The organism is Microcoleus sp. PH2017_24_DOB_U_A (assembly GCF_020738205.1).
In the GTDB taxonomy this organism is placed as follows: domain Bacteria; phylum Cyanobacteriota; class Cyanobacteriia; order Cyanobacteriales; family Microcoleaceae; genus Microcoleus.
Genome location: NZ_JAEQCT010000029.1, coordinates 16,674 through 40,051, shown reverse-complemented (window position 1 = coordinate 40,051; position 23,378 = coordinate 16,674). Strand labels below are relative to the sequence as shown.

General features: G+C 44.0%; 14 protein-coding genes and 2 pseudogenes. 14 read left to right on the top strand and 2 right to left on the bottom strand.

Features of this window, described 5'->3' with window-relative positions:
* Window positions 1–35: 35 nt before the first annotated feature.
* Entirely contained in the window at window positions 36–620 is a 585-nt protein-coding gene (locus JGK07_RS06790; protein WP_293176720.1) for a Uma2 family endonuclease, read from the bottom strand.
* A gap of 143 nt (window positions 621–763) precedes the next feature.
* On the opposite strand from JGK07_RS06790, the gene JGK07_RS06785 reads away from it, so the two are divergent.
* The 10 genes and pseudogenes from JGK07_RS06785 to JGK07_RS06740 all read left to right on the top strand — a co-directional run bounded on the left by JGK07_RS06785 (window position 764) and on the right by JGK07_RS06740 (window position 16,109).
* Complete coding sequence (locus JGK07_RS06785) at window positions 764–919, top strand: hypothetical protein (RefSeq protein WP_293176722.1); 156 nt, start codon at window positions 764–766, stop codon at window positions 917–919.
* Window positions 920–976: 57 nt separating this feature from the next.
* Window positions 977–2,629 carry an AarF/ABC1/UbiB kinase family protein gene (locus tag JGK07_RS06780; RefSeq protein WP_293176724.1) on the top strand — a complete coding sequence of 551 codons (1,653 nt, stop codon included), beginning with the start codon at window positions 977–979 and terminating at the stop codon, window positions 2,627–2,629.
* A gap of 162 nt (window positions 2,630–2,791) precedes the next feature.
* On the top strand, window positions 2,792–6,091 hold the full coding sequence (locus tag JGK07_RS06775; RefSeq protein WP_293176726.1) for a helicase-related protein: 3,300 nt from the start codon (window positions 2,792–2,794) through the stop codon (window positions 6,089–6,091).
* 695 nt (window positions 6,092–6,786) lie between these two features.
* Window positions 6,787–7,611, top strand: a pseudogene (locus tag JGK07_RS06770) (sigma-70 family RNA polymerase sigma factor); the annotation flags it as partial.
* A gap of 336 nt (window positions 7,612–7,947) precedes the next feature.
* The gene (locus JGK07_RS33125; protein ID WP_363319246.1) at window positions 7,948–11,736 is read left to right on the top strand and encodes an AAA family ATPase; all 3,789 of its coding nucleotides are present in this window, start codon (window positions 7,948–7,950) and stop codon (window positions 11,734–11,736) included.
* A 198-nt stretch (window positions 11,737–11,934) separates the two neighbouring features.
* Window positions 11,935–12,879: a UV DNA damage repair endonuclease UvsE gene (gene uvsE, locus JGK07_RS06760; protein ID WP_293176728.1), complete on the top strand. Its 945-nt coding sequence runs from the start codon at window positions 11,935–11,937 to the stop codon at window positions 12,877–12,879.
* A 106-nt stretch (window positions 12,880–12,985) separates the two neighbouring features.
* Complete coding sequence (locus tag JGK07_RS06755; RefSeq protein ID WP_293176730.1) at window positions 12,986–13,660, top strand: SOS response-associated peptidase; 675 nt, start codon at window positions 12,986–12,988, stop codon at window positions 13,658–13,660.
* 139 nt (window positions 13,661–13,799) lie between these two features.
* Complete coding sequence (locus tag JGK07_RS06750; protein ID WP_293189112.1) at window positions 13,800–14,186, top strand: VOC family protein; 387 nt, start codon at window positions 13,800–13,802, stop codon at window positions 14,184–14,186.
* A gap of 109 nt (window positions 14,187–14,295) precedes the next feature.
* A complete protein-coding gene (locus tag JGK07_RS06745; RefSeq protein WP_293176734.1) occupies window positions 14,296–15,213 on the top strand; it encodes an AraC family transcriptional regulator in 918 nt (305 codons plus the stop codon).
* Between the two features lie 101 nt (window positions 15,214–15,314).
* Window positions 15,315–16,109, top strand: coding sequence for a dienelactone hydrolase family protein (locus JGK07_RS06740; RefSeq protein ID WP_363319244.1), 795 nt, complete (start codon window positions 15,315–15,317; stop codon window positions 16,107–16,109).
* 132 nt (window positions 16,110–16,241) lie between these two features.
* Here the strand turns inward: JGK07_RS06740 and JGK07_RS06735 are convergent, their stop codons facing one another.
* Complete coding sequence (locus JGK07_RS06735) at window positions 16,242–16,859, bottom strand: CP12 domain-containing protein (RefSeq protein ID WP_293176760.1); 618 nt, start codon at window positions 16,857–16,859, stop codon at window positions 16,242–16,244.
* A gap of 43 nt (window positions 16,860–16,902) precedes the next feature.
* Between JGK07_RS06735 and JGK07_RS06730 the strand changes: the two genes are divergently transcribed.
* From JGK07_RS06730 to JGK07_RS06715, 4 genes and pseudogenes are all read left to right on the top strand, one after another.
* Complete coding sequence (locus JGK07_RS06730; RefSeq protein ID WP_293189110.1) at window positions 16,903–17,142, top strand: hypothetical protein; 240 nt, start codon at window positions 16,903–16,905, stop codon at window positions 17,140–17,142.
* 66 nt (window positions 17,143–17,208) lie between these two features.
* Window positions 17,209–18,246: a class II fructose-bisphosphatase gene (glpX, locus tag JGK07_RS06725; RefSeq protein WP_293176740.1), complete on the top strand. Its 1,038-nt coding sequence runs from the start codon at window positions 17,209–17,211 to the stop codon at window positions 18,244–18,246.
* A gap of 152 nt (window positions 18,247–18,398) precedes the next feature.
* Entirely contained in the window at window positions 18,399–19,691 is a 1,293-nt protein-coding gene (locus tag JGK07_RS06720) for a glutamyl-tRNA reductase (RefSeq protein WP_293224295.1), read from the top strand.
* A 585-nt stretch (window positions 19,692–20,276) separates the two neighbouring features.
* Window positions 20,277–23,224 (top strand): annotated as a pseudogene (locus JGK07_RS06715) (UPF0182 family protein).
* Window positions 23,225–23,378: the final 154 nt, after the last annotated feature.

Below are 23,378 nucleotides of genomic sequence, written 5' to 3'. Positions count from 1 at the left end.
TGCCGTGTCCTTACTCGATATCTATAATTCTAGAATTACATAATTTCTACTAAATCCAACACAAAACCCGGCAGTACATCTTCCCCTGAAAGAGTGGCAGGATTTTGGAGAATTTCCACATCTTGACCGGGGCGATAAATTTCTACCCGCCGATTTTGCCTGTCAATTAACCAACCCAATCTCGCACCGTTATCTATATATTCTTGCATTTTATCTTGCAGCTTTTTCAACGAATCAGTCTTTGAGCGCAACTCAACTACAAAATCGGGACATAAAGGAGCAAAACTGTCTTTTTGTTCCGGTGTTAAAGCATCCCACCGTTCTTTTTTGACCCAAGAGGCATCAGGAGAGCGATCGGCACCATTACGGAGGGTGAAACCTCCAGAAGAGTCAAAGGCAACTCCTAGATTATTTTGCCTGCTCCAGGCTTGAAGTTGATACGATAGATCCATATTGCGCTTGCTAGTTTCGCTGCCCGTTGGTGGCATAATAATTAACTCCCCTGATACTGTACGTTCAAATTGATAATCGCGGTTGTTCTGACAAAGCTGAAAAAATTGCTCGTCAGTTAAGTCTATGGATAATTCGATCGAGGTTGCAGGAGATTGGATGGCAATCATGTTTTTTATTGGGTTTGAAACACATTGAGAATTTGGCTTGTAATAACTTACTAATTCAAGTCTTTGACACAATTTTTCAACTCAATAATTTTAATTATAAAAAGATCGTGTCTGGTTTAACTGTAATATTAGCATGAGGATTAATGCCACCGCCAAAAACCGTAGCTTGCGGGGCGGAACGCCATCGCCCTCCCCCACACCCCAAAGTACGCGCGGCGCAGCTATCCCCAGCAGGAATTGCACCCATTCCCGCTATTTCTACCAAAGTTATTCCTCAAGACCAAGGTCAGCTTGGTTAACAGCGCTATCCTAGTAGTTATATAGCCCTTAAACCCGATCGACCCGGAGGCCACCACGTGTTCAGCCTAGTTCAAAACACTTCTCGCAAAGGAGAAATTCTAGAGGTCGTCTTCCGCAACGGTTGGGACTACATGAAAAGTCTCCTCACCGGCCGCAAAACCGACGCACCCAGTCTCCCAACTCCAGCGGTTCTCCGCAACATCCTCGTCGAATTAGGCCCAGTTTTTGTAAAATTGGGACAATTGTTGAGTACCCGTCCCGACCTTTTACCCGCTGCTTACATCGAAACCCTCTCTTCTTTACAAGCGGAAGTGCCGCCCGTATCATGGTTGGAAGTAGAAGCAATCGTCCGCCAGGAACTCAAACAGTCGATCGAAGAAACCTTCTCCAAATTTAACACTCAGGCGATCGCCGCAGGTTCGATCGCCCAAACCCACAAAGCTACCTTAAAAGACGGCCGCGAAGTCGCCCTAAAAGTTCAGCGCCCCGGTATTGATATTGTCATCGAACAAGACATCGCCGTGCTCCGAGGTTTAGCAGAACTTGTCATGCTGACAGACCTCGGTCAACAATACGATATTGTGGCCCTAGCAGAAGAATTTGCGATCGCCCTGCGTGCAGAATTAGACTTCATTCAAGAAGCCAGCTACACAGACGAACTGCGCCGCAATTTATCAAAAAGTCGCTGGTTTGATCCCACACAAGTTGTCCTCCCAGAAATTAACTGGGAATTAACTACAAAAAAACTCTTAGTCATGGAGTGGCTGAACGGAGTCCCAATTTTGTCAGGCGATTTGCAAGGAATTCGCCACAAAGGAGATATAAATGCCGAACGCGAAGAAATTACAACCCTGCTTTGCCGCGTTTTCTTCCAGCAGTTATATATTGACGGCTTCTTTCACGCAGACCCGCATCCAGGCAACTTATTTTATCTCAAAGACGGCCGGATAGCTTTGCTCGACTGCGGCATGGTCGGCAGATTAGACCCGCGCACCCAACAGAATCTGACAGAAATGTTGCTGTCAATTGTCGATTTAGATGCTCAGCGCTGCGCTCAATTAACATTGCAAATGGCAGAATTTGCTCAGCCTACAAGTTTAGCTAATCTAGAGAACGATTTGGCTCGAATGCTGCGGAAGTATTATAATGTCAGCTTGTCGCAAATGAACTTGTCGGAAATTTTTTATGAAGTGCTGGAAATCACTCGCAAAAATAAGATTAGGCTTCCCAGTAATCTCGGTTTGTATGCAAAAACTCTCGCTAATTTAGAAGGAGTAGCGCGTTCTTTTAATCCCAGATTTAATATTGTAGAACAGGTCAAACCGCTGATGACCGATATGTTTCGGCGTCAGTTATTAGGAGAAGACCCGGTGCAAGCTTTGCTGAGAACTGCTTTGGATCTAAAAAGCTTATCTTTACAATCTCCGCGACAGGTGGAAGTGCTTTTAGACCGAGTTACTTCCGAAACTTTGAAGTGGAACTTGACGCTAAAAGAACTCGACCCGCTGCGTCGCACTTTGGGGGATTCAGCCAACCGACTTTCTTTTAGTATTGTCGTGGGTTCGCTGATTATGGGAGCGGCAATTATCTCTTCTAACGCGCAAACTGCTCAGCTATCTTTTCTGAGTAATGGTTTGTTTGGGGCGGCGAGTTTTTTGGGTTTTTGGTTGATTGTGAGTATTTTGCGATCGGGTCGTTTGCGGGGATGATTGGTACAAGATCAGTATGTGTTGTGGAACAGGCATCTTGCCTGTTCTTGAGAATCGTGGTACAAGATCAGTATGTGTTGTGGAACAGGCATCTTGCCTGTTCCTAAGAATCGTGGAAGATGTAGAATATAGCCTAATGCAACAACCGCATAAAGGTAGGCTATGTCACAGCATGATTCTTCTCTCCCAAAGTCGGCAATTAGAGACAACCGTCATCGCGGAAATGTGGGCAATTTTTTGAAAGCCAAGGTCGAGGAAAACTCAACCCTATCCATTGTTTCTGCTTACTTTACAATTTATGCCTTTGATGCTTTGAAGGAACAACTTCTAGGTATTAAAAGCTTGAAATTTTTGTTTGGTGAACCGCGCTTCATCAAGTCCCTTGACCCCAGTAAAACTGATAAAAAGGCGTTCCAAATTGAGGATCAGGGCTTGCAGCTACAGAATCGGTTGCAGCAAAAACGGGTTGCGAAAGAATGTGCAGAATGGATTGAGAAAAAAGTCCAGATACGGTCGGTCAAGCAATCTAATTTACTGCACGGCAAAATGTATCACATTGCTCAGAACGGAACTGAAAATGCTATTATGGGCAGTTCTAATTTTACCATGCGGGGACTCGGATTAGGTAAAAATAACAACAATATTGAACTCAATTTAGAAGTAGATAGTAAACGGGATACCCGCGACCTTAAAGCCTGGTTTGATGAACTCTGGAATGATGCCGAACTAATCGAAGATGTCACACAAGATGTGCTGCTGTACCTAGAGCAACTTTACCAGAATAATTATCCTGAGTTTATCTACTACAAAACTCTGTTTCATATCTTCGAGACATTTCTCGATGACCTAGAAAAAAGCGATATTCTCAGCGAACAGCTACACCTATTTGATACAGAAATCTGGAAATCTCTATTTGAATTTCAAAAAGACGGAGTTAAGGCAGCCATCAATAAAATCCGACGATATAACGGGTGTATTATTGCTGACAGCGTTGGTTTAGGTAAAACATTTGAAGCTCTCGCGGTGATTAAATATTTTGAACTTCGCAATGAAAAAGTTTTGGTTCTTTGTCCCAAAAAACTCCGCGATAATTGGACTGTATATCTAGCACAAAACAATAGCGATCTCAATCCTTTGGTTAAAGACCGCTTCAACTATACAGTCCTGTCTCACACCGACTTGAGTCGTGACTCTGGTTACTCTGGGGACATTAATTTAGCAACGATTAATTGGGGTAACTACGACTTGGTAGTTATTGATGAATCGCACAATTTCCGCAACAACATCAAGAGCAAACGGGACGAATCTGGCAATCTAATTAGAAAGAGCCGTTACGAAAGGCTGATGGATGATATTATCAAGAGCGGTGTCAAAACTCAGGTGCTACTCTTATCAGCAACTCCGGTTAACAATGATTTAAAGGATTTGCGGAATCAACTTTATTTTATAACAGAAGGTAGCGACGCTGCGTTTAGGGAATCGCTGGGAATTGTTAGTCTGCGCGATACACTAGCTGATGCTCAGCGGAAATTTACCAAGTGGGCAAAGAAAAGTCGCGATCGCAAAACTAGCGAACTCCTGGAAGAACTAAGTTCTGCTTTCTTCAAACTGCTTGACGAATTGACGATCGCCCGATCGCGCAAACACATTCAAAAATACTACAAAGATGCGATCGCCCAATTAGGCGGCTTTCCAGAACGGCTCAAACCCATCTCGGTATTTCCTGAGATTGACCGAGAGGGTGAGTTCATGTCCTACGAACAGCTTAACAGTGAAATTTCTAAATATCAACTCTCCCTATTCAACCCTTCAAAATATGTCCTGCCGCCATACCGTTCGGCTTATGAAAATAAAAGAGTGCAAAACTTCAAACAGAGCGATCGCGAACGCTCTCTGATCGGCATGATAAAGGTTAATTTTTTGAAACGCCTGGAAAGCTCGGTGAATTCCTTCGCTATCACAATGCAGCGGACTATTGACAAAATATCCGAGTTACAAAAACGACTCGAATCCTTCAAGAATTGGCAAGACGAAAACGCGGTAATTGATTTCAACTATTTAGAGTTTGAGGCAGAAGAAGACGAGGATTTACGAGCGGCGTGGGAGGTTGGCAAGCTAAAAGTTAAAATGCTGCACCTCGATGTCGAAACCTGGTTAAAAGACCTAAAAAACGACAAGAAACAGCTTAAACAAATCTACAATTCTGCCCAAAGCATTTCTGTTGAACGCGATGCCAAGCTGGCTGAGTTAAAATCACTAATCGCCGAGAAAGTCAAGCATCCTACGACTAACAAGCATGGTCAACCAAATCGCAAGGTTTTAGTCTTTACTGCCTTTGCAGATACCGCAGTCTATCTCTACGAAGGATTGCGGGAGTGGGCTACATTAGACTTGAAAATTAACTTAGCTTTGGTGACTGGTGGTTCGGCGAAAAATCAGACTACCTTTGGCAAAAATGAGTTCAATCACGTCCTGACAAATTTTTCACCTTTCGCCAAGAAACGCGCCCAAATTCCATCTATGCGGCAAGACGGCGAGATTGACCTATTAATTGCCACAGATTGTATATCAGAAGGGCAAAATTTACAAGATTGCGATTATCTGATTAACTACGACATCCACTGGAACCCAGTCCGAATTATCCAGCGGTTCGGTAGGTGCGATCGCATTGGTAGCCCCAATCACACCGTACAATTAATCAATTTTTGGCCGACAGAGGACCTGGATCAGTACATCAATCTGAAAAATCGAGTAGAAGCACGGATGGCTTTAGCGGACATAGCTGGTACATTTGAAGATAATCTGCTGGAGGTAAAGGAGATTCAAGAACTAATTGAGAGTGATTTGAAATACCGCGACAAGCAGTTGCTGCGATTGAGAGACGAGGTGCTGGATATCGAAGATTTCACCGAAAGTGTCGCCCTAACGGAATTCACTCTCGATGATTTCCGAATGGAACTAGCCAAATACATTGAGAGCAACCGCAAACTACTCCAAGATGCTCCTTTAGGACTTTATGCAGTAGTTCCAACTAACTCGGAGTACCCGATAATTGCTCCTGGCGTAATTTTTTGCCTCAAACAAAAAGGCGATTCTCTTGATAATAAAACCGTCAACCCGCTGCAACCATATTTTGTAGTTTACGTGCGCGAAAATAAGGAAGTGCGATTGAGTTTTGCTCAACCCAAACAAATACTTGAAATATATCGGTTGCTGTGCGCGGGATGTACGGTTCCCTATGAAGAGTTGTGCAATTTGTTCGATCGAGAAACTAATAACGGATTTGATATGAGTTTGTATAACGATTTGCTCAAGCTGGCCGTTGATTCAATTGCAGATATTTACAAGAAGCGGAGCATCGGCAATCTGCTGTCTAGCCGCCGTGCTGTGTTGGTTGAGCAAGCGCATCAGGTTAAAGCAACAACGGATTTTGAACTGATTACCTGGCTGGTGATTAAATGAGCGTCAGCGAACAACAAGCCAAAGCATCTATCAATCAAGCTTTAAGTAGTTTTGCAAAGGGAAAACTAGCGGATAACGCCCGTAATTTGTTCTTTACTCTTGGATACCGCAGTGATAAAACTCTTCCGTTTTATCCTAATAGTTCGGAGAATTTTATTGCCGAATTTGACATAGATCAAAAGCTCAACTCCCAAAAAGCTCTCTTAGAGGAATGGCTGTCGGTTGATTTTCTCTTCCAGTTTACCGGGACAGAAATTGCAGATAATGACCAGTTTGTCGAATTTGATACTAGCAGTGGTGAGAGTGCCTTTTTTACTTCGTACTTGTTTTTCGCGATCGCACTGCGGAGGAGTGCGTACACTATAGAACAACTTGACGGGATTATCCGCGAGATTAATAAAATTTTACCGATTCCCGCGATCGTTCTTTTTCAGCATGGAGAAACTCTGACTTTATCCATTATCAACCGTCGCCAACACAAACGCAATGAATCTGAAGATGTATTAGGAAAAGTCAAACATATTAAAGATATCCCATTCGCCAGTCCGACAAACTCTCATTTAAAAATGCTCTTCAATATTTTTTTGACAGAGTTGTATGAAAATCATGGCTTTAGCAACTTTGACGAATTTCATGAAGCTTGGCATAAAACTATTCCTGACAACATCGAATTTAAAAAAGATCGTATACTGTCAGATTCGCTTCGGGTTTACCTGCAACAAATCTGTCGAATTCCCCTGCTCAAAGCTTACGAAGAAATTGAATTAGCTCGTAAAATTGCTGAGTTAGAGTTAGAGGGGAGCCGAAAAGCTAAAGACAAAATGGTAGAGTCTAACTTGCGGCTGGTAGTCTCAATCGCTAAAAAATATCAAAATCGAGGGCTGGATTTCTTAGACTTGATTCAGGAGGGAAATATCGGTTTAATCAAGGCTGTAGAAAAGTTTGATTGCACGAAGGGAACCAGGTTTTCTACCCACGCATATTGGTGGATTCGTCAGGCAATTACGCGGGCTATTGCCGATCGATCGCGGACTATCCGCCTACCAGTTCACGTTTATGAAACTATCTCGAAGATTAAGAAAACTACCAAACAGCTTTCTCAAGAAATCGGCCACAAGCCTACCGAAGAAGAAATCGCTACTAAAATGGAGATGACAATTGTAAAAATGCGATTGGTTATTCAATCGGCTAAATCTATCATTTCCTTAGATACTAAAATGGGTGATTATGAAGACTGTACATTGGGAGAGTTGATTGAATTCGATGGAGAAACACCAGAAGAACAAGCATCTAAAAAATTGTTTACCGAAGATTTAGAAAGCGTTTTAGATACTCTTACCCCTCGACAACGTGACATTATTCGGATGCGATTCGGATTGGATGACGGCAGCGAGAAAAGTCTACAGGAAATCGGCAATATATTTAATCTTACCCGCGAGCGGATTCGGCAAATTGAGGGTAAGGCTTTACTAAGATTGCGCCATCCCAACCGCAACAGCATTTTAAAAGATTATATTCGCCCTACACCAGTTTATCAAACTGAGACAAAAAGACCGATCGCCAAACCGAGCCAGCCCAGACAGTTCAATATCTCAGAAAACTTGTCTCCCAGCCGCGACACTTTCTTACTGGAGCCTGTTCGTGATAAAATAGTTGAAACAGCTAATACGACCGAACCATTAATTCCTTTTAACAATTTCATAGAAAAATCAAATATAGAACAAACAAAGTTGGCTCAGACTCACCTGTCAAGTGCCGATGGAAGTCAAAACAATCTCACCTATGCAAATTTGAACGAGCATAATTTCCACATTGCCGAACTGACAGAAAATGACTTAAATAAAGCGATTAAACCGATGAAACAAAATTCAGCAGACTTACTCAAACAACTCACCGCACTAGAAGATGTTTTTTCCCAATTAGAGAAACGGCTGTCAGAGGCGAGTCGAAAGTTGCTAAACCCTGGTATACCTATATCTCAAAAGCTGATTCAAGAACTTGACGAGTCCCATAAAAAGTTTATTCAGCTTCGCGACAAGGTGCTAGAAGTGGCTGAATATTTGGCAGTATCGACAACGCTGAAAGTTGAAGAAATTTGTTCTTTAACAGATATCAGGTCTGTACTTGAGCGTGTGGATTTGGCCGAGAAGCAAAAAAGTGCGATCGCCCTTGTCCGCGACTCTGCTTTGAGGGTTCTGGAACGAATTTTAGCGATCGCCCATCGAGTAGAGAGCAATTTTCAGTCATTGCTGGAATGTCAGGAAAAAGCCCGCGAACTTCAACGCGCCATCTCCGAATCCCACAAGTCTGACTTGCATCCCGACACCCAAATCTTGGCTGATGGCAATCATCCATTCTGCAAACTTCTAACACTAATTTCAGAATGGGAAGAAGCAGATGACGAGCATTTAGCTTCTTTACAGGATGCCGTAGCAGAATCATTTGGAAGAACTCTGGCGATGGCAGCAGTAAGAGGAAAACTGATGATCCAGGCGGAAGCAATACCAGATTTGCCTGCTGTTTCTACTAACAATAACTTAGACGAAACTTCCTTAGTTGATGAGCCGGAATCTGAAACTGTTCCTGTTGTCGAACAACCACCAGTAGCAGAGTTGAACTCGGTATTGACAGAGGAGGCGATCGCGCAGCCAACCCCTGAATATATCCCAGATATTCCACCAACAGAACCGCCAACCACAACTCAGATTGAGCTGCCAAATTCTGAAAATAAGCAAGGAAAAAAAGTTGAAAATCAGGCTGATTATACCAGAATTTGCAGTGTATTGGAGCAAGGCGATATCCTGACGGCTAAGGAATATATATCTATGCTGCAAGAGCGGCGATCGCTTCCTGAACCAGAGGAAAAGAGAGATGCTTTTAAAGACTTCTTCGAGCATAAGTATGCTGCGATCGAAAAAGTGCTTGAGGAGTGCGATCGCGATCGACAAAAAAAGCAAGAGCTAATTCCCAATATTTCCAAAGGAAAAAGTATCGCCAAAATCCAGATACCGCAGGGGGCTCAAGCCAAAAAAGCCGCTGAAATGCTAGACGCTTGGTTTGCAGCCAAGGGAAGGAAGCAAGAAATCACAGAGAAAGATGCTCGCCAAATTCTCAGCAACCTCGGTTTTAACATAACATCTCTTACATTTAAAAAATCAGGACAAAATACCTGGATTGACGTTAAAGCTGAGCCGATATTTGACCAAAATCGCTGTCCTGTGTCTGCCTATGGTTCAGCCGCGAAGGGTCATTACCGCATTCTTTGCGTATGGGATAGACCGAACGAACAGGATCTCCTCAATGCCGTTGGAGAAACTGCTCTTGGAGGGCCGGTCTTCGTCTTTCATTTTGGGCGAATGACCGTCAAGAGACGCCGAGATTTGGCTGATTTATGTCGGCAGCGTCGGAGCACTTTCATTGTTATAGATGATGTGCTGATGCTCTATCTTTGCGGAGAACAAAAAACACGCCTACCTGTATTGTTTGATTGTACCTTACCCTTTACTTTCCTAGAACCGTATAAAACCGCAGCAGGAGAGGTTCCCCCTGAGATGTTTTACGGGCGAGTACGAGAACGGGAATCCATAATCGATCGAGAAGGTTCTTGTTTAATTTATGGAGGCCGCCAGTTAGGTAAAACGGTTTTGCTTAAATATGTACACCGGACTTTTCACGCAACCGACGCGGGCAGGAACGCCCTATTTTTGGATATCAAAGAAATTGGACGCAAGCAACTGTTAGATAAGATTTGGCATCTACTAAACGAAGAATTGGATAAATTAAAAATTCCCGATACCAACCGGCGAAATTCCGTCCGCGAAAGCAGCTTGCAGCGGATTAAAAGTTGGCTAGAATCGGACAATCAGCGGCGCTTTTTGCTGTTGTTGGATGAGGCAGATAATTTCTTGGAAGCTGATGGTAAGGAGGATTTCCTGCGCTGCGATGAGTTCAGAAAATTAATGACGGAAACTCACCGACGTTTTAAGGTGGTCTTTGCCGGATTGCACAACGTTCTGAGAACCACTAGACAAGCAAACCATCCGCTGGCTCACTTTGGCGCGCCTATCTGCATTGGGCCTCTGCTGAATAATGGTGAAATGCGAGCCGCAACAGCTTTGGTAGAACGTCCGCTGGCTAGTCTTGGCTATCGTTTTGAATCACCAAATTTAATCCCGCGCATTCTGTGGCAGACTAACTATTATCCGAGCTTGATTCAACTTTATTGCGAGCAGCTACTCAAGCACATCACTAACCCAGATATCCCTACTTTCGATCCTAAAATTAGTCCGCCTTATGTGATTACTTCTCGCCATGTAGAAGAAGCTTATCAAAGTCAAGACCTTCGCAATAATATTCGCGATCGCTTTAAGTTGACACTGGGACTCGATCCGCGCTACGAAGTAATTGCCTACTCAATTGCTGATGGTTCTCAGCAGAATGAAACAGGTATGGAGGATGGGTTTTCTGTATCTTGGATTCGCGAGCAAGTCTTGTATTGGTGGTCTGACGGATTCGCGGGAAGGTCATCGGAAGATGAAATTCTTGCTTTACTAGAAGAAATGATAGGATTAGGAGTTTTACGAGAAAGCAATCCAGGTTACTTCACTCTGAGAAATTCTAATTTAGCCTTGCTTATGGGTACGCAACCAGAAATTGAAGCAGAACTTCTGAGACACCGCGAACCTCCACATGAATACGAACCTGCTACTTTTCGGTCTCCTCTTTTGGTTAAAAATAAAGCTGATTCCCAGCGCAGTCCTTTAACTGTTAAACAGGAATCAGAACTTCTGCTCCGCGAGTACGGTGTCTCTATTATATTTGGGTGCCAAGCCGCAGGAATTGACGATTTGAGAGTTTTTATGGAAGCAGCATTTAGTAAGAAGGATTGCAAAGTTCACTATTTAGAAAATCTCTCAGATCGATCGGATTTCAGCCAGCGTTTGACAGAAATTAGTAACCGTCGCAAGAAAGATACCACGACGCTCGTTGTTGTATCAGCCACCACTTCTTGGAGTAAGGATTGGGTTGATGAGGCAATTAAGAAAATCAAAAGATTGAAAAAAGAGGACTCATTTCTCCAGCTTGTTTTTGTCGCCTATCCTCAGAAGGCTTGGCAGTTAGTTATTCATAATTGGACAGGTTTTGATTCCTTTAAGGAACTGAGATTTTTAAGTCTCAAACCTTGGCACGATGCCGCGCTGCGACATTGGTTGGAAGATGCCAATTTGCCGAGCAAACTAGAAGTTAGAAATAAGATTACGGCAGTTACAGGGAATTGGTCAAACCTCCTGCAAGAATTCTATCAATTTGCTCAAGCTAATCCGCATTGCTGGCAAGATTCCTTGGCCCAACTGAAGAATCAATTTAATAAATCTGACAAATTAATTAATTCAATGGGTTTTGACGGTTGCGAACCTCAAAGAAAACTGGTGATGAGAACTTTAGCTGAATGGGGAGAAGCAGTCGCGATTGAGGTATTAATTGAGGTTCTTGATGATGTACCGCCTGAAGTTGTCAAGCAGACTCTCAGATGGGCTGAACTCCTCAGTCTTGTCTCGCATTTAGGAAATCAGAAGCAAGATGGTAAGGATTACTGGCAGATTGACCCTGTAGTTGGTCGTCTGCTCGAATCTATGGCAGAGTAATACGCACTTTCTGCTGTGCGATGTACTTAAGCACATCTCTGACTTAAGATAGGCGATCGCCCGCAGCAACTAAGTCTAAACTAGAAACTGTAGTTAGATTCAGGTTTGTATTAGGGACTTTAGTCCCTCCAAATTCAGGACTTTAGTCCTGACTACAAACCTATGTTAAAGTAAGATTAGAGATAGATATTATTTTAAATGAGCAAACTTAACCCAGTGTTATTAAGTCAAAAACAGCCTGAATTAGGATTGGTCTGCATTACGACTTCCGATGCAGTTCGTTTCCGCACAGTCACGCGGAAGCGGCTGTTGCAACTTACAGAAATAGAACAAGAAAAAGTATTGCGCGAGTTGTATGCAGATAACTTAAAAAGACTTGACAAAGCGCTTGATTTCTGCTACGCCAATGGGATTAAATTGTATCGCATGACTTCTGCACTCTTCCCTTTTGCAGATATAGATTTGGGGGAAACAGTTTTAGATTCGATGAATGAGGAATTGCGAAGAGTTGGCGATCGGGCAATTGACCTCAATATCCGTTTGGTGTTCCACCCCGATCAATTTGTTGTCCTCAGTTCCGACAAGCCGGATGTTGTGAAAAACAGCATTAAAATTCTGGCGACTCATGCTTTAATTATGGATATGTTGCAACAGCCCCGATCGCCCTGGGCACTGATGAACATTCACGGCGGTAAGGGCGATCGCACTTCGCAACTCAAATCAGTCATCCGCGACTTACCCGAATCTATTCGATCGCGCTTAACCTTTGAAAATGACGAATACGCCTACAGTTCGTCGGAATTGTTAGACGTTTGTCTCGATACAGGCGTAGCAATGGTTTTTGACGCGCACCACCACGTCATTCACGAACATTTAGAAAGTTACAACGATCCAAACGTTGCCGAAATGCTCGCAGCAGCCCGCACTTCTTGGCCTGTTCCTGAATGGCAATTAGTCCACATATCAAATGGCAAAGAATTTTTTGCAGATCCGCGCCACAGCGACTTGATTGTAGATATGCCCAATTGCTATTATGATGCTCCTTGGATTGAAGTAGAAGCTAAATTCAAAGAATTAGCTATTGACAAGTTGCGCGCCGAATGGTTGTCTGCAAATGTTCCACAATTTAGCAGTGTCTCCTAGGGGCGGGTTCGCCAACAATCTCGGCCTAATACGAATAATCTCAAAAACCCGCCCCCACCCAACGGTAAATCGCAATCTACTTTCTTGTTAATACCAACTATAAATTATGTGCGGCAGATTCACGTTAAATACTCCAGCTAAAATCATCGCCGAATTCTTCAAACTCTCGGAAATTCCCGACATCAAACCGCGATACAACATCGCCCCAAGTCAATCAATTGCTACCGTCACAGTTTCTCCCGAAAAAAATCAGCGACAGTTTCAATTTATGCGCTGGGGTTTGATTCCCAGTTGGGCAAAAGATATGAAAATCGCCAGCCATACGATTAATGCCCGATCGGAAACAGTAGCAGAAAAACCTGCTTTTCGCAGCGCCATCAAGCACAGGCGGTGTTTGATAATCGCTGACGGCTTCTACGAATGGCAACCGCAGGGCAAGAAAAAACAGCCTTACTATTTTACAATGACAAACAGCGAACCTTTTGCGTTTGCCGGTTTGTGGGAAAATTGGGAATCTGCCGAAGCAGAAAACATTGTATCTTGCAGTATAATTACTACTGCTGCTAACGAAACAGTGCAACCCGTGCACGATCGAATGCCGGTGATTCTCCCCGCAAGCGATTGGGAACAATGGCTCGATCCTTCTGTTGACAAGGCTCAGGAAGTTTTGCCACTGTTAAAGCCCTACGATCCAGCAGCAATGATAGCAAATGCCGTAAGTGCGATCGTCAACAGTCCAACTAAAGACAGTCCTGAGTGCATTCAAGCTATCCCCTTATAACTCGGCGGTGTGAAACCGCGTCTACACACAGGAAGTCCGCCTCCGCAGACTAAGAAGTCGAGGAGTATTACAGTTAAACTCAGTTGTGATATTCTTAAAGACTTTTCTTCATCTTAACATCACTGAAAGGACAAAAAATATGATCGGATACGTTACAATCGGCACAAACAATCTTGAACGTGCAGCCAACTTTTATGATACTTTGCTTGCTGAAATTGGCGCTCAACGATTCATGGAATTCGACCAATTTATCGCATGGAGCGTTTCTCCAGAGATGCCAGGACTTGCTATTACAAAACCATTTGATGGTAACCGAGCAACTGTTGGCAATGGAGTAATGATAGCTCTTCAAGTTGACAGTCCCGAAAAAGTCAACTTAGTTTATAACAAAGCGATCGCACTTGGCGCTCAGGATGAAGGAGCAGCAGGGCCGAGAGACGCTTTGCCGGGGTTTTATGCGGGATATTTCCGGGATCTTGATGGAAATAAGTTGAACGTGTTTTGTATGATTGAACCAAACAGTTAAGATTTTTCGGATCCGACTAAAGAAACCGGGTTTTTTCGAGTTTCTCCACTGTCATCAAGTATTCTCGTAAAAACCCGGTTTCTGACTACCAGTGCGCTAACGATAAAAGATGACAACATCAGAACCAGAGGTAAAACTGATTGATTTCAGCCAAGAAAAGGCAACAGATTTTATGTTGCCTCAGCCTGCTGTCTTGACAAGTTCGGGATGGGATAAAATCTATTACGAACACCATCAACAGCCGCAGTTTGACACGCCCGAACATCAAGGTACATGGCACGTTATTGCCCATTGTCCTGCTTTTGATGTATCGGGAGAGCGATCGGGAGAACGATGGTTGGATGGTAAGCTGAAAACAGAAGCCCGGAATCAGGGAGACATTGCGGTGATTCCGGCGGGTATTTCCCAGCGCTGCAATTGGAATACTTTATCTGAGTTTACCATTTTGGCGATCGCCCCTACACTCCTGGAACAAGTGGGTCAAGATTTGGTAAATTGCGATCGCATTGAACTCATTCCTCATTACATGGAAGAACAAGATATCCTGATTCAAGGGATATTCGGCGCTTTAAGACAAGAATTAGAATTTGGACAAATCGGCGGTTATTTGCTGATTGATAGTCTTAAAACCGCATTAGCGATTCACCTGTTGCGGAATTACTGCACCACACAACCTCGGCTTTCTAGCTATACGGATGGATTATCTAAACCCAAACTGCAACAGGTGAGGGAATATATTAACGAACATCTTCATCAAGAGATAAAACTAATTGAACTTGCTGCGATCGCCCAAATCAGCCCTTATCACTTTTTACGCCTGTTCAAGCAAAGCATGGGCATAACACCTCACCAGTATATCTTGCAGCGCCGCATCGACAAAGCCAAGTATCTGTTGCAAGAGAGCAAACTGAGCATCGCAGAGATTGCTTTCCGAGTCGGATTTTGCGATCAAAGTCACTTGACTCGATGTTTCAAGCACCTGCTGGGGATGACACCTAAACAATTTCAGTCAGGGCGATCGCAATAATCTACCAAAATCCCGCAATTTTTTTCTAGAATTCAGAATCGCCAATTTTCTAAGCTATGAGCAGGATTAGAAAACTGAACGAGCGAAGCTGGAAAAAGCAAATGAAAAATAGCGAAATTAATACCACAACAGTCAAAATCCTTAACAACAACTTACAAATCGATGCTTACTTAGCCCAACCAGTAGAAAAGGGAATTTTTGCTGCGGTTATTGTGTTTCACGAAATCTTTGGTGTCAATGAAAATATTCGGGATATTACCGAATTGATAGCACAACAAGGATATATAGCAATTGCACCTGCGATGTATCAACGTATTGCTCCCGGTTTTGAATTTGGGTTTAGCGAACCAGATATTGGTTATAGTCCAGAAGCTTACCAATTGGGGTTGCAATACTATCAACAAGTCAAATATTGGGAAATATTCAGCGATATTCAAGCAACTATTGCCTATCTAAACACATTACCCAACGTTAAAGCTGATTCTATTGGCTGCATTGGTTTTTGCTTTGGTGGTCATATTGCTTATATGGCTGCAACCTTACAGGATATCAAAGCAACTGCTTCGTTTTATGGCGGGGGGATTACAACTTCTAGCTATGGAGAATATACTCCAACTATCGATCGCACATCGGCAATCAAAGGCACGATTTATACATTTTTTGGTACGAAGGATACATTGGTTTCACAGGAAGAAAACCAAAAAATTGAGGCAGAATTACAGAAACATCAAATCAATCATCGTGTATTTCGATACGATGCAGGACATGGATTCTTTGGTGGATTGTTCGTAGATAAGTACCCGTTTTTAGCACACCATCCTAATATAATAGGATACAGAGAAGCTGCTGCTGATGCGTGGCAACAGGTTATTGAACTCTTTCAAAACAAACTTTAAAGCTTACCAGCGAGATCGTTAGTATTTGAAAGCAGATGGTAGAAGGCATAATTAAAAATTCAGCTTTCTACCTTCTGTCAACTGTCAACTGTCAACTGTCAACTGTCAACTGTCAACTGTCAACTGACTAAATTAACTGTCGTACATCCGGGCTTCGGCCGCGTCGGGATTTTCTTCGCAATACTCGTCAAAAGCCGTTTTTTCAAGCTTGATCGATCGCTGGTGAGCGGCCTCAGCCTGCATTTCCTCTACGATGTCCCAAGCTACGGCGCACTGTTTAGAAGTAGCACCTTTCTCTGAACAGACTGTTCTAGCATCGGCGATCGCCTTTTGAATTTCATCCTCAAAGACAACACTCTTCGGCTTCTCAACAAAATCACTTTTTGTCAAAATATCCGTTACCGAAATAATGCCCAGCAGTTTGTCCTTAATCACCGGAGCTCGACGGATGCGGGTATTGGCGAACAACCTCGCCACATATTCCACGCCCAAGTCGGGATTCACCGTGATGCACGGTTTGGTCATAATCTCGAAGACGCGGACTTTTTGCGGGTCTACTCCGTAGGCTGTTACTTTGTAAACAATATCCGTTTCTGTGACTATGCCATAGGCGTCTTGTTCGTGGCGGCGTTCCACAATTAGCGCGCGCAGACACAGTTCGTTCATCATCGCCACTGCTTCAGCTACCGTTGCCGAACCACGAATGGTGACAACTTCCTTTGTCATAATATCTTGGGCTTTCATCATCATTTTTTCTTGCTCCCAGCTCATACACTTAGAGTGTATCTCGATTGTGGGACGCCTGATTTACCATGACTATCGCAACTTACGCCTGGGATCGCCTCCGCCTCCGAGAGTCCGCTCTTGGACGATCGGGCCCGCCTGTGTAAGACGATCGCCATCGCAAGAGTCAAGCATTCGGGCGATCGAGCCTTCAGCTTATTTTGCCCAATTTATCAGCCCCAGTCTCAAAGAAGTAAAAGTTAACACAAACAAACCAACTGCTTGCGCTCGCACAGATCCCCGCCTCTGATAAACTTGATGGCTGGGAGTGCAAAAAGCACAAGGCACGCAAGACTTAGTTGGGAGTATATAGTTCGTGGATAATGCAATCGGTTTAGAGATTATCGAAGTAGTTGAGCAGGCAGCCATCGCCTCCGCTCGATTGATGGGCAAAGGCGAGAAAGATGAAGCCGACAGAGTGGCTGTAGAAGCAATGCGCGAGCGGATGAACAAAATTCATATGCGCGGCCGCATCGTGATCGGTGAAGGCGAACGCGATGACGCACCCATGCTTTACATCGGCGAACAAGTGGGTATTTGTACTCGTGAAGATGCTAAAGATGTCTGCAACATAGATGAATTGATCGAAATTGATATCGCTGTTGACCCTTGCGAAGGTACTAACCTGGTTGCTTACGGTCAAAACGGTTCGATGGCTGTTTTGGCAATCTCTGAAAAAGGCGGTTTGTTTGCTGCTCCCGATTTCTACATGAACAAATTGGCTGCTCCTGCGGCTGCCAGAAATCATGTAGATATTCGCAAGACACCAACCGAAAACCTCAAAATTATCTCTGATTGTCTCGGCCGTAGTGTTGAAGATTTGGTGGTTGTGGTGATGGATCGCCCTCGTCACAAAGATTTAATTAATGAAATTCGCCAAGCTGGTGCAAGAGTTCGACTGATCAGCGACGGCGACGTTTCTGCTGCGATTTCTTGTGCGTTTTCTGGTTCCAACATCCACGCCCTGATGGGTATTGGTGCTGCACCTGAAGGTGTGATTTCCGCAGCAGCCATGCGCTGTTTGGGCGGTCACTTCCAAGGACAGTTAATTTACGATCCGGCTGTTGTAAAAACTGGTTTGATCGGTGAAAGTAAAGAGAGCAATATCGCTCGACTTACATCAATGGGCATCACAGATCCAGACAAGATCTACAATGCTGAAGAATTGGCATCTGGAGAAACAGTTCTGTTTGCGGCTTGCGGAATTACTCCCGGAACGCTGATGGAAGGAGTTCGCTTCTTTGGTGGCGGCGCTCGTACTGAAAGTTTGATTATTTCTTCTCAGTCGAAGACTGCTCGGTTTGTGGATACAATCCATATGTTTGACCAGCCTAAATCTCTGCAATTGAAATAATCATTAGTTAGCGGTTAACAGTTAAATTTTAAATGTTAATTTTTGACTATTAACCGTTGACAGTCACCAGTGATTAACAATTAGCGATAAACTAAGAGTTAATCACAGGTGACTGTAGATAACTAAGAAATAAATAGTGACAAATGACAGATATGAATATTGCAGTCGTAGGTCTCAGCCACAAAACAGCGCCGGTTGAAGTTCGGGAAAAACTCAGCATTCCAGAACAAAAGATTGAAGCGGCGATCGCCCAATTGCGCGGCTACCCCCACATTCAAGAAGTTGCAATCCTCAGCACTTGCAACCGTTTAGAAATTTATATCGTTACCACAGAGTCAGAGCCGGGAGTGCGAGAAGTGATGCAGTTCCTTTCGGAATGCAGTAAACTTCCTTTGCAGTCTTTGCGCCCTCACCTGTTCATTTTGCTGCACGAAGATGCGGTGATGCACTTGATGCGAGTGTCTGCGGGCCTCGACAGTTTGGTGCTCGGAGAAGGACAAATTTTGGCTCAGGTGAAACAAACTCACAAACTCGCCCAGCAGTACAAAGGTGTTGGCAGAATTTTAGAACGTTTGTTTAAGCAAGCTCTGACAGCCGGGAAGCGTGTTCGCACGGAAACTAGCATTGGTACCGGTGCGGTTTCGATTAGTTCAGCGGCGGCGGAATTAGCTCAATTAAAAGGTCAGCATTTAGCAACTAGCCGGATTGCAATTATCGGTGCTGGGAAGATGTCGCGCTTGTTGGTGCAGCATTTGCTGTCGAAAGGAGCGAGTCATATTGCGATCGTCAATCGATCGATGCGAGGCGCTGAGGAATTGGCGGGTTTGTTTAAAGATGCTACATTGCACTTGCATTTGCTCTCGGACATGATGCAGGTAATTGCGGATTCTGACTTGGTGTTTACCAGTACAGCCGCTACAGATCCGCTGTTAAATAAAGCTAAATTAGAAGCTGTCTTAAAACCCGATCGCCCTTTGATGTTGGTGGACATTTCTGTGCCGCGCAACGTTGACTCGGATGCTAAGGAATTGGCTAACGTGAAGTCGTTTAATGTGGACGATTTGAAAGCAGTGGTAGCTCAAAATCACGAAAGCCGCCGCAAAATGGCAATGGAAGCTGAGGGCTTGCTGGAACAGGAAGTCGAGGCTTTTGATGTCTGGTGGCGCAGTCTAGAAACTGTTCCTACCATTAGCTGTTTGCGGGATAAGATCGAATTAATTCGAGAACAAGAGTTAGAAAAAGCTTTATCGCGTCTGGGTTCCGAGTTTTCGGAGAAACATCAAGATGTGATTGAATCTTTAACAAGAGGGATTGTGAATAAGATTTTGCACGATCCGATGGTGCAGTTGCGGGCGCAGCAGGATATTGAGGCGCGCCGACAAGCGATGCACACTTTGCAAACTCTGTTTAATTTGGATGTTGATGTAAATCAGCAGTACAGTTAACAGTTGACAGTTGACAGTTGACAGTTGACAGTTGTCATTGGTGATGTTTTGCATCAGCTTTTAATGTAATTAGGACTTACCCATTTGCTCATTAAGTAATGGGGTTTCTTAACTCAAATTTAGGGTTTTATATCCTTTCTGTTTGCATTGGAACGATCATTTTGTGCATTGCTGTCCCTGCTGGCGAGTCGCGCGAGCGGGGACAGCACTGTATAATTCCGATGTAACTGATATCTTGCACCATTCTTAACTAGCCTTTCACGGACGGGCAGGATGCCCATCCCACAAGAAAATTTATTTTTTGTGGAACAGGCATCTTGCCTGTTATTGAGAATGCGGCAAGATGTGAGATGTAACCGCAAAAAATATTACTTGTTACCAGGCTGGAGCTTGGTAACGCAGATTCGGAGGTTCTGCCTCCATTTTTGGATGAGGCAGAGCCTCTCGATATCGGTTCCCTGGCAGAGCCTGGGAACCAGTTTAACAAACAACTAACAACTAACAACTAACAACTAACAACTAACAACTAACAACTAACAACTAACAACTAACAACTAACAACTAACAACTAACAACTAACAACTAATGACTATTAAGCGAATTCATCAATTAATTCTATTGCTTGTAGGGCTGTGGTTAGTTTTTGAGTTTTCCTCGCGGATTGTGGCAGAAATGCTGTGGTTTGAGGAAGTTGGATATCTTCAGGTTTTGCTGTTAAAACTGAAAACTCAAGGGTTGCTGGGCGCGATCGCACTTTTGGTATCTTCCGCCTTCTTCTTCGGAAATTTAGCCCTAGCCCGCCGCCTGCAACTTCCCACCGAAAACATTAAATCACCTGTTTTTAGGCAGTTAATCGCGCCCGCAAGTGGCAAAAACACGAAGAAAAATCATCAATCACCTGCTGCTAAATCTCAAATTGCGTTTCCCTGGCTGTTGTTGGCGATATTTGGATTAAGTGCGATCGCAAGTTTAACAGTAATTCACTGCGGGCTCTTAGCCGCCGGTAGCATCGGCGATTTTAGGATAGTCGGGGGTTTGTCTGCGCCGCCAATTCACTTCGGATTTCAGTCAATCCAGGTTGGCGTGGTGCAGCTATCGTCTGATTGGTGGCAGTTGGGCTTGCTGCTGGGGATGATGTTCGCTGTAGCAATTAAGCCGGATTTTTGGTTGCGGGCGATCGCTCTTTTGCTCAGTTTGGCGATCGGGATAATTGCCGCTAGTCGCTGGACTAAACTTTTACACTATTTCCACCCTACTAATTTTAACATCACCGACCCGATTTTTAATCAAGATATTAGCTTTTATGTATTTATCTTGCCCATCTTAGAATTACTAAGTTTCGGGCTGACTGTTGTATCTGTGTACGGTTTAGTATCTTGCACTTTAACCTATTTGCTGTCTGGAAACAGCCTGAGTCAAGGGATATTTTTGGGGTTTTCGCGATCGCAACAGCGGCACTTGTACGGCTTGGGAGCAGCTTGCATGGTAGCCATCTCGCTCCGGTACTGGCTGGGCTGTTACACCTTGCTGTACTCGCGCGGAGACGTTACCTACGGGGCTGGTTACGCTGACGTGACGGTGCGGCTTCCCGTCTATGGCTTTTTGAGTGTGGTGGCTGGGGCGATCGCACTTTTCATGCTTTGGCCTGTTTTCCAATTAAACATCAACAATAATAACTTAAAAAAAATCATCTTAGCATTTTTAACTTTAAGTATATCTCTAGGTTTGCTGCTGCCAAAAATCGTGCAGCAACTGATAGTCAAACCCAACGAACTAGCCCGCGAACAGCCCTACATCCAGCGCAGCATTGCCTTTACTCAACAAGCTTTTGACCTCAAGAAAATTGAAATCAAAACCTTCGATCCAGGCGGAAAACTTACATATCAAGACTTAGAAAAAAATCAACTTACTATTAGCAACATCCGGCTGTGGGACAAACAGCCACTGCTGCAAGCCAACCGACAGTTACAGCAAATTCGACCTTATTATACATTTCCTGATGCTGATATCGATCGCTACACAATCAAAAACGCCACAGCAAAAAAGGGAGATGTGGAAAGCCAGCAAGTAATTCTGGCGGCGCGGGAATTAGATTACACAGCGGTGGCGCCGGAAGCTCAAACTTGGGTAAACGAACACCTCGTGTACACTCACGGTTACGGCTTTACTCTATCTCCCGTAAACACAGTCGGTGCCGGCGGTTTACCCGATTATTTTGTCAAGGATATTGGGGTGACAGCCCAGACAGGAGATACTGTTTTAGATGTCACTAAAGATAGCATTCGGGCCAGTATCCCGATCGGCTATCCGCGCATTTACTACGGCGAAGTCACCGATACAGACGCCATCGCACCGACAAAAGTCAAGGAATTCGACTATCCCAGCGGCCAAGACAATGTTTACAATACCTACAGCGGTACGGGCGGAATTGCGATCGACTCTCTATGGAAGCGCTTGCTGTTTGCGAGTTATCTCAAAAATTGGCAAATGGCGCTAACCCGCAATTTCACACCCGAAACTAAGTTACTTTATCGCCGCAATATTAACAAAAGAGTCCGGGCGATTGCTCCTTTTTTGCGCTACGATTCCGACCCGTATTTGGTAGTAGCAAACGCCAATCTCAGCAAAGGCGAAATCGAAAAAAAACCGGATAAAATTGGCAACAAGATTAAACCTTCACCCTCGGTAAACGATAAATCTCCCAACTATCTTTACTGGATTATCGATGGCTATACAGCGAGCGATCGCTACCCTTATTCAGATCCAGGAAGCAATGAATTTAACTACATCCGCAACCCGGTAAAAGTCGTCATTGACGCCTACAACGGCTCTGTCAACTTCTACGTTAGCAATCCTTCCGATCCGATTATTAAGAGTTGGATGGCTATCTTTCCCGGACTCTTCAAACCCCTGGACAAAATGCCTCCGGCACTCCGCAAACATATTAGATATCCCGTAGATTTGTTTACAATCGGGAGGATTTGTGGCGCGTTCCTAATGAGATTTATGGTGGCAAACAGCAGCCCGTAGAACCGTATTATTTGATTACAAAACTACCGACAGAAACATCAGAAGAGTTTATTTTGCTATTGCCATTTACGCCAGTCAGTCGTAATAATTTAATTGCTTGGATTGCAGGGCGATCGGATGATGATGATTATGGTAAATTGCTATTGTATCAATTCCCCAAACAGCGATTAGTTTACGGCCCGGAACAGATAGAAGCTTTAATCAACCAAGATCCGGTGATTTCCGAACAAATATCTCTGTGGAATCGGCAGGGGTCAAAGGCGATTCAAGGCAATTTATTAGTAATTCCGATCGAACAATCTTTGCTGTACGTGGAACCTCTTTATTTGGAGGCTGAACGCAATAGTTTGCCAACTTTAATTAGAGTGATTGTTGCCTACGAAAATAGAATTGTGATGGCGGAGAATCTCGACAAGGCACTGAAGGCACTTTTTCAGCCAAAATCTACGAATAAACCCGCAATTGTGAGGCCAGTAGAAGGCGCAGCCCCCGCGTTGAATTGATAATATTTGTAGGGAAACGGCATTGCCGTGTCCGGCGCGAGCCACTTACCATAATACTTGTAGGGTGTGTCGCCATCAACAATCTCAAAAAAAGATGAAAAATCTCATAGCGACGCACCTCATGTCTATATCCGGTAAAAACAAGTATTAGGTT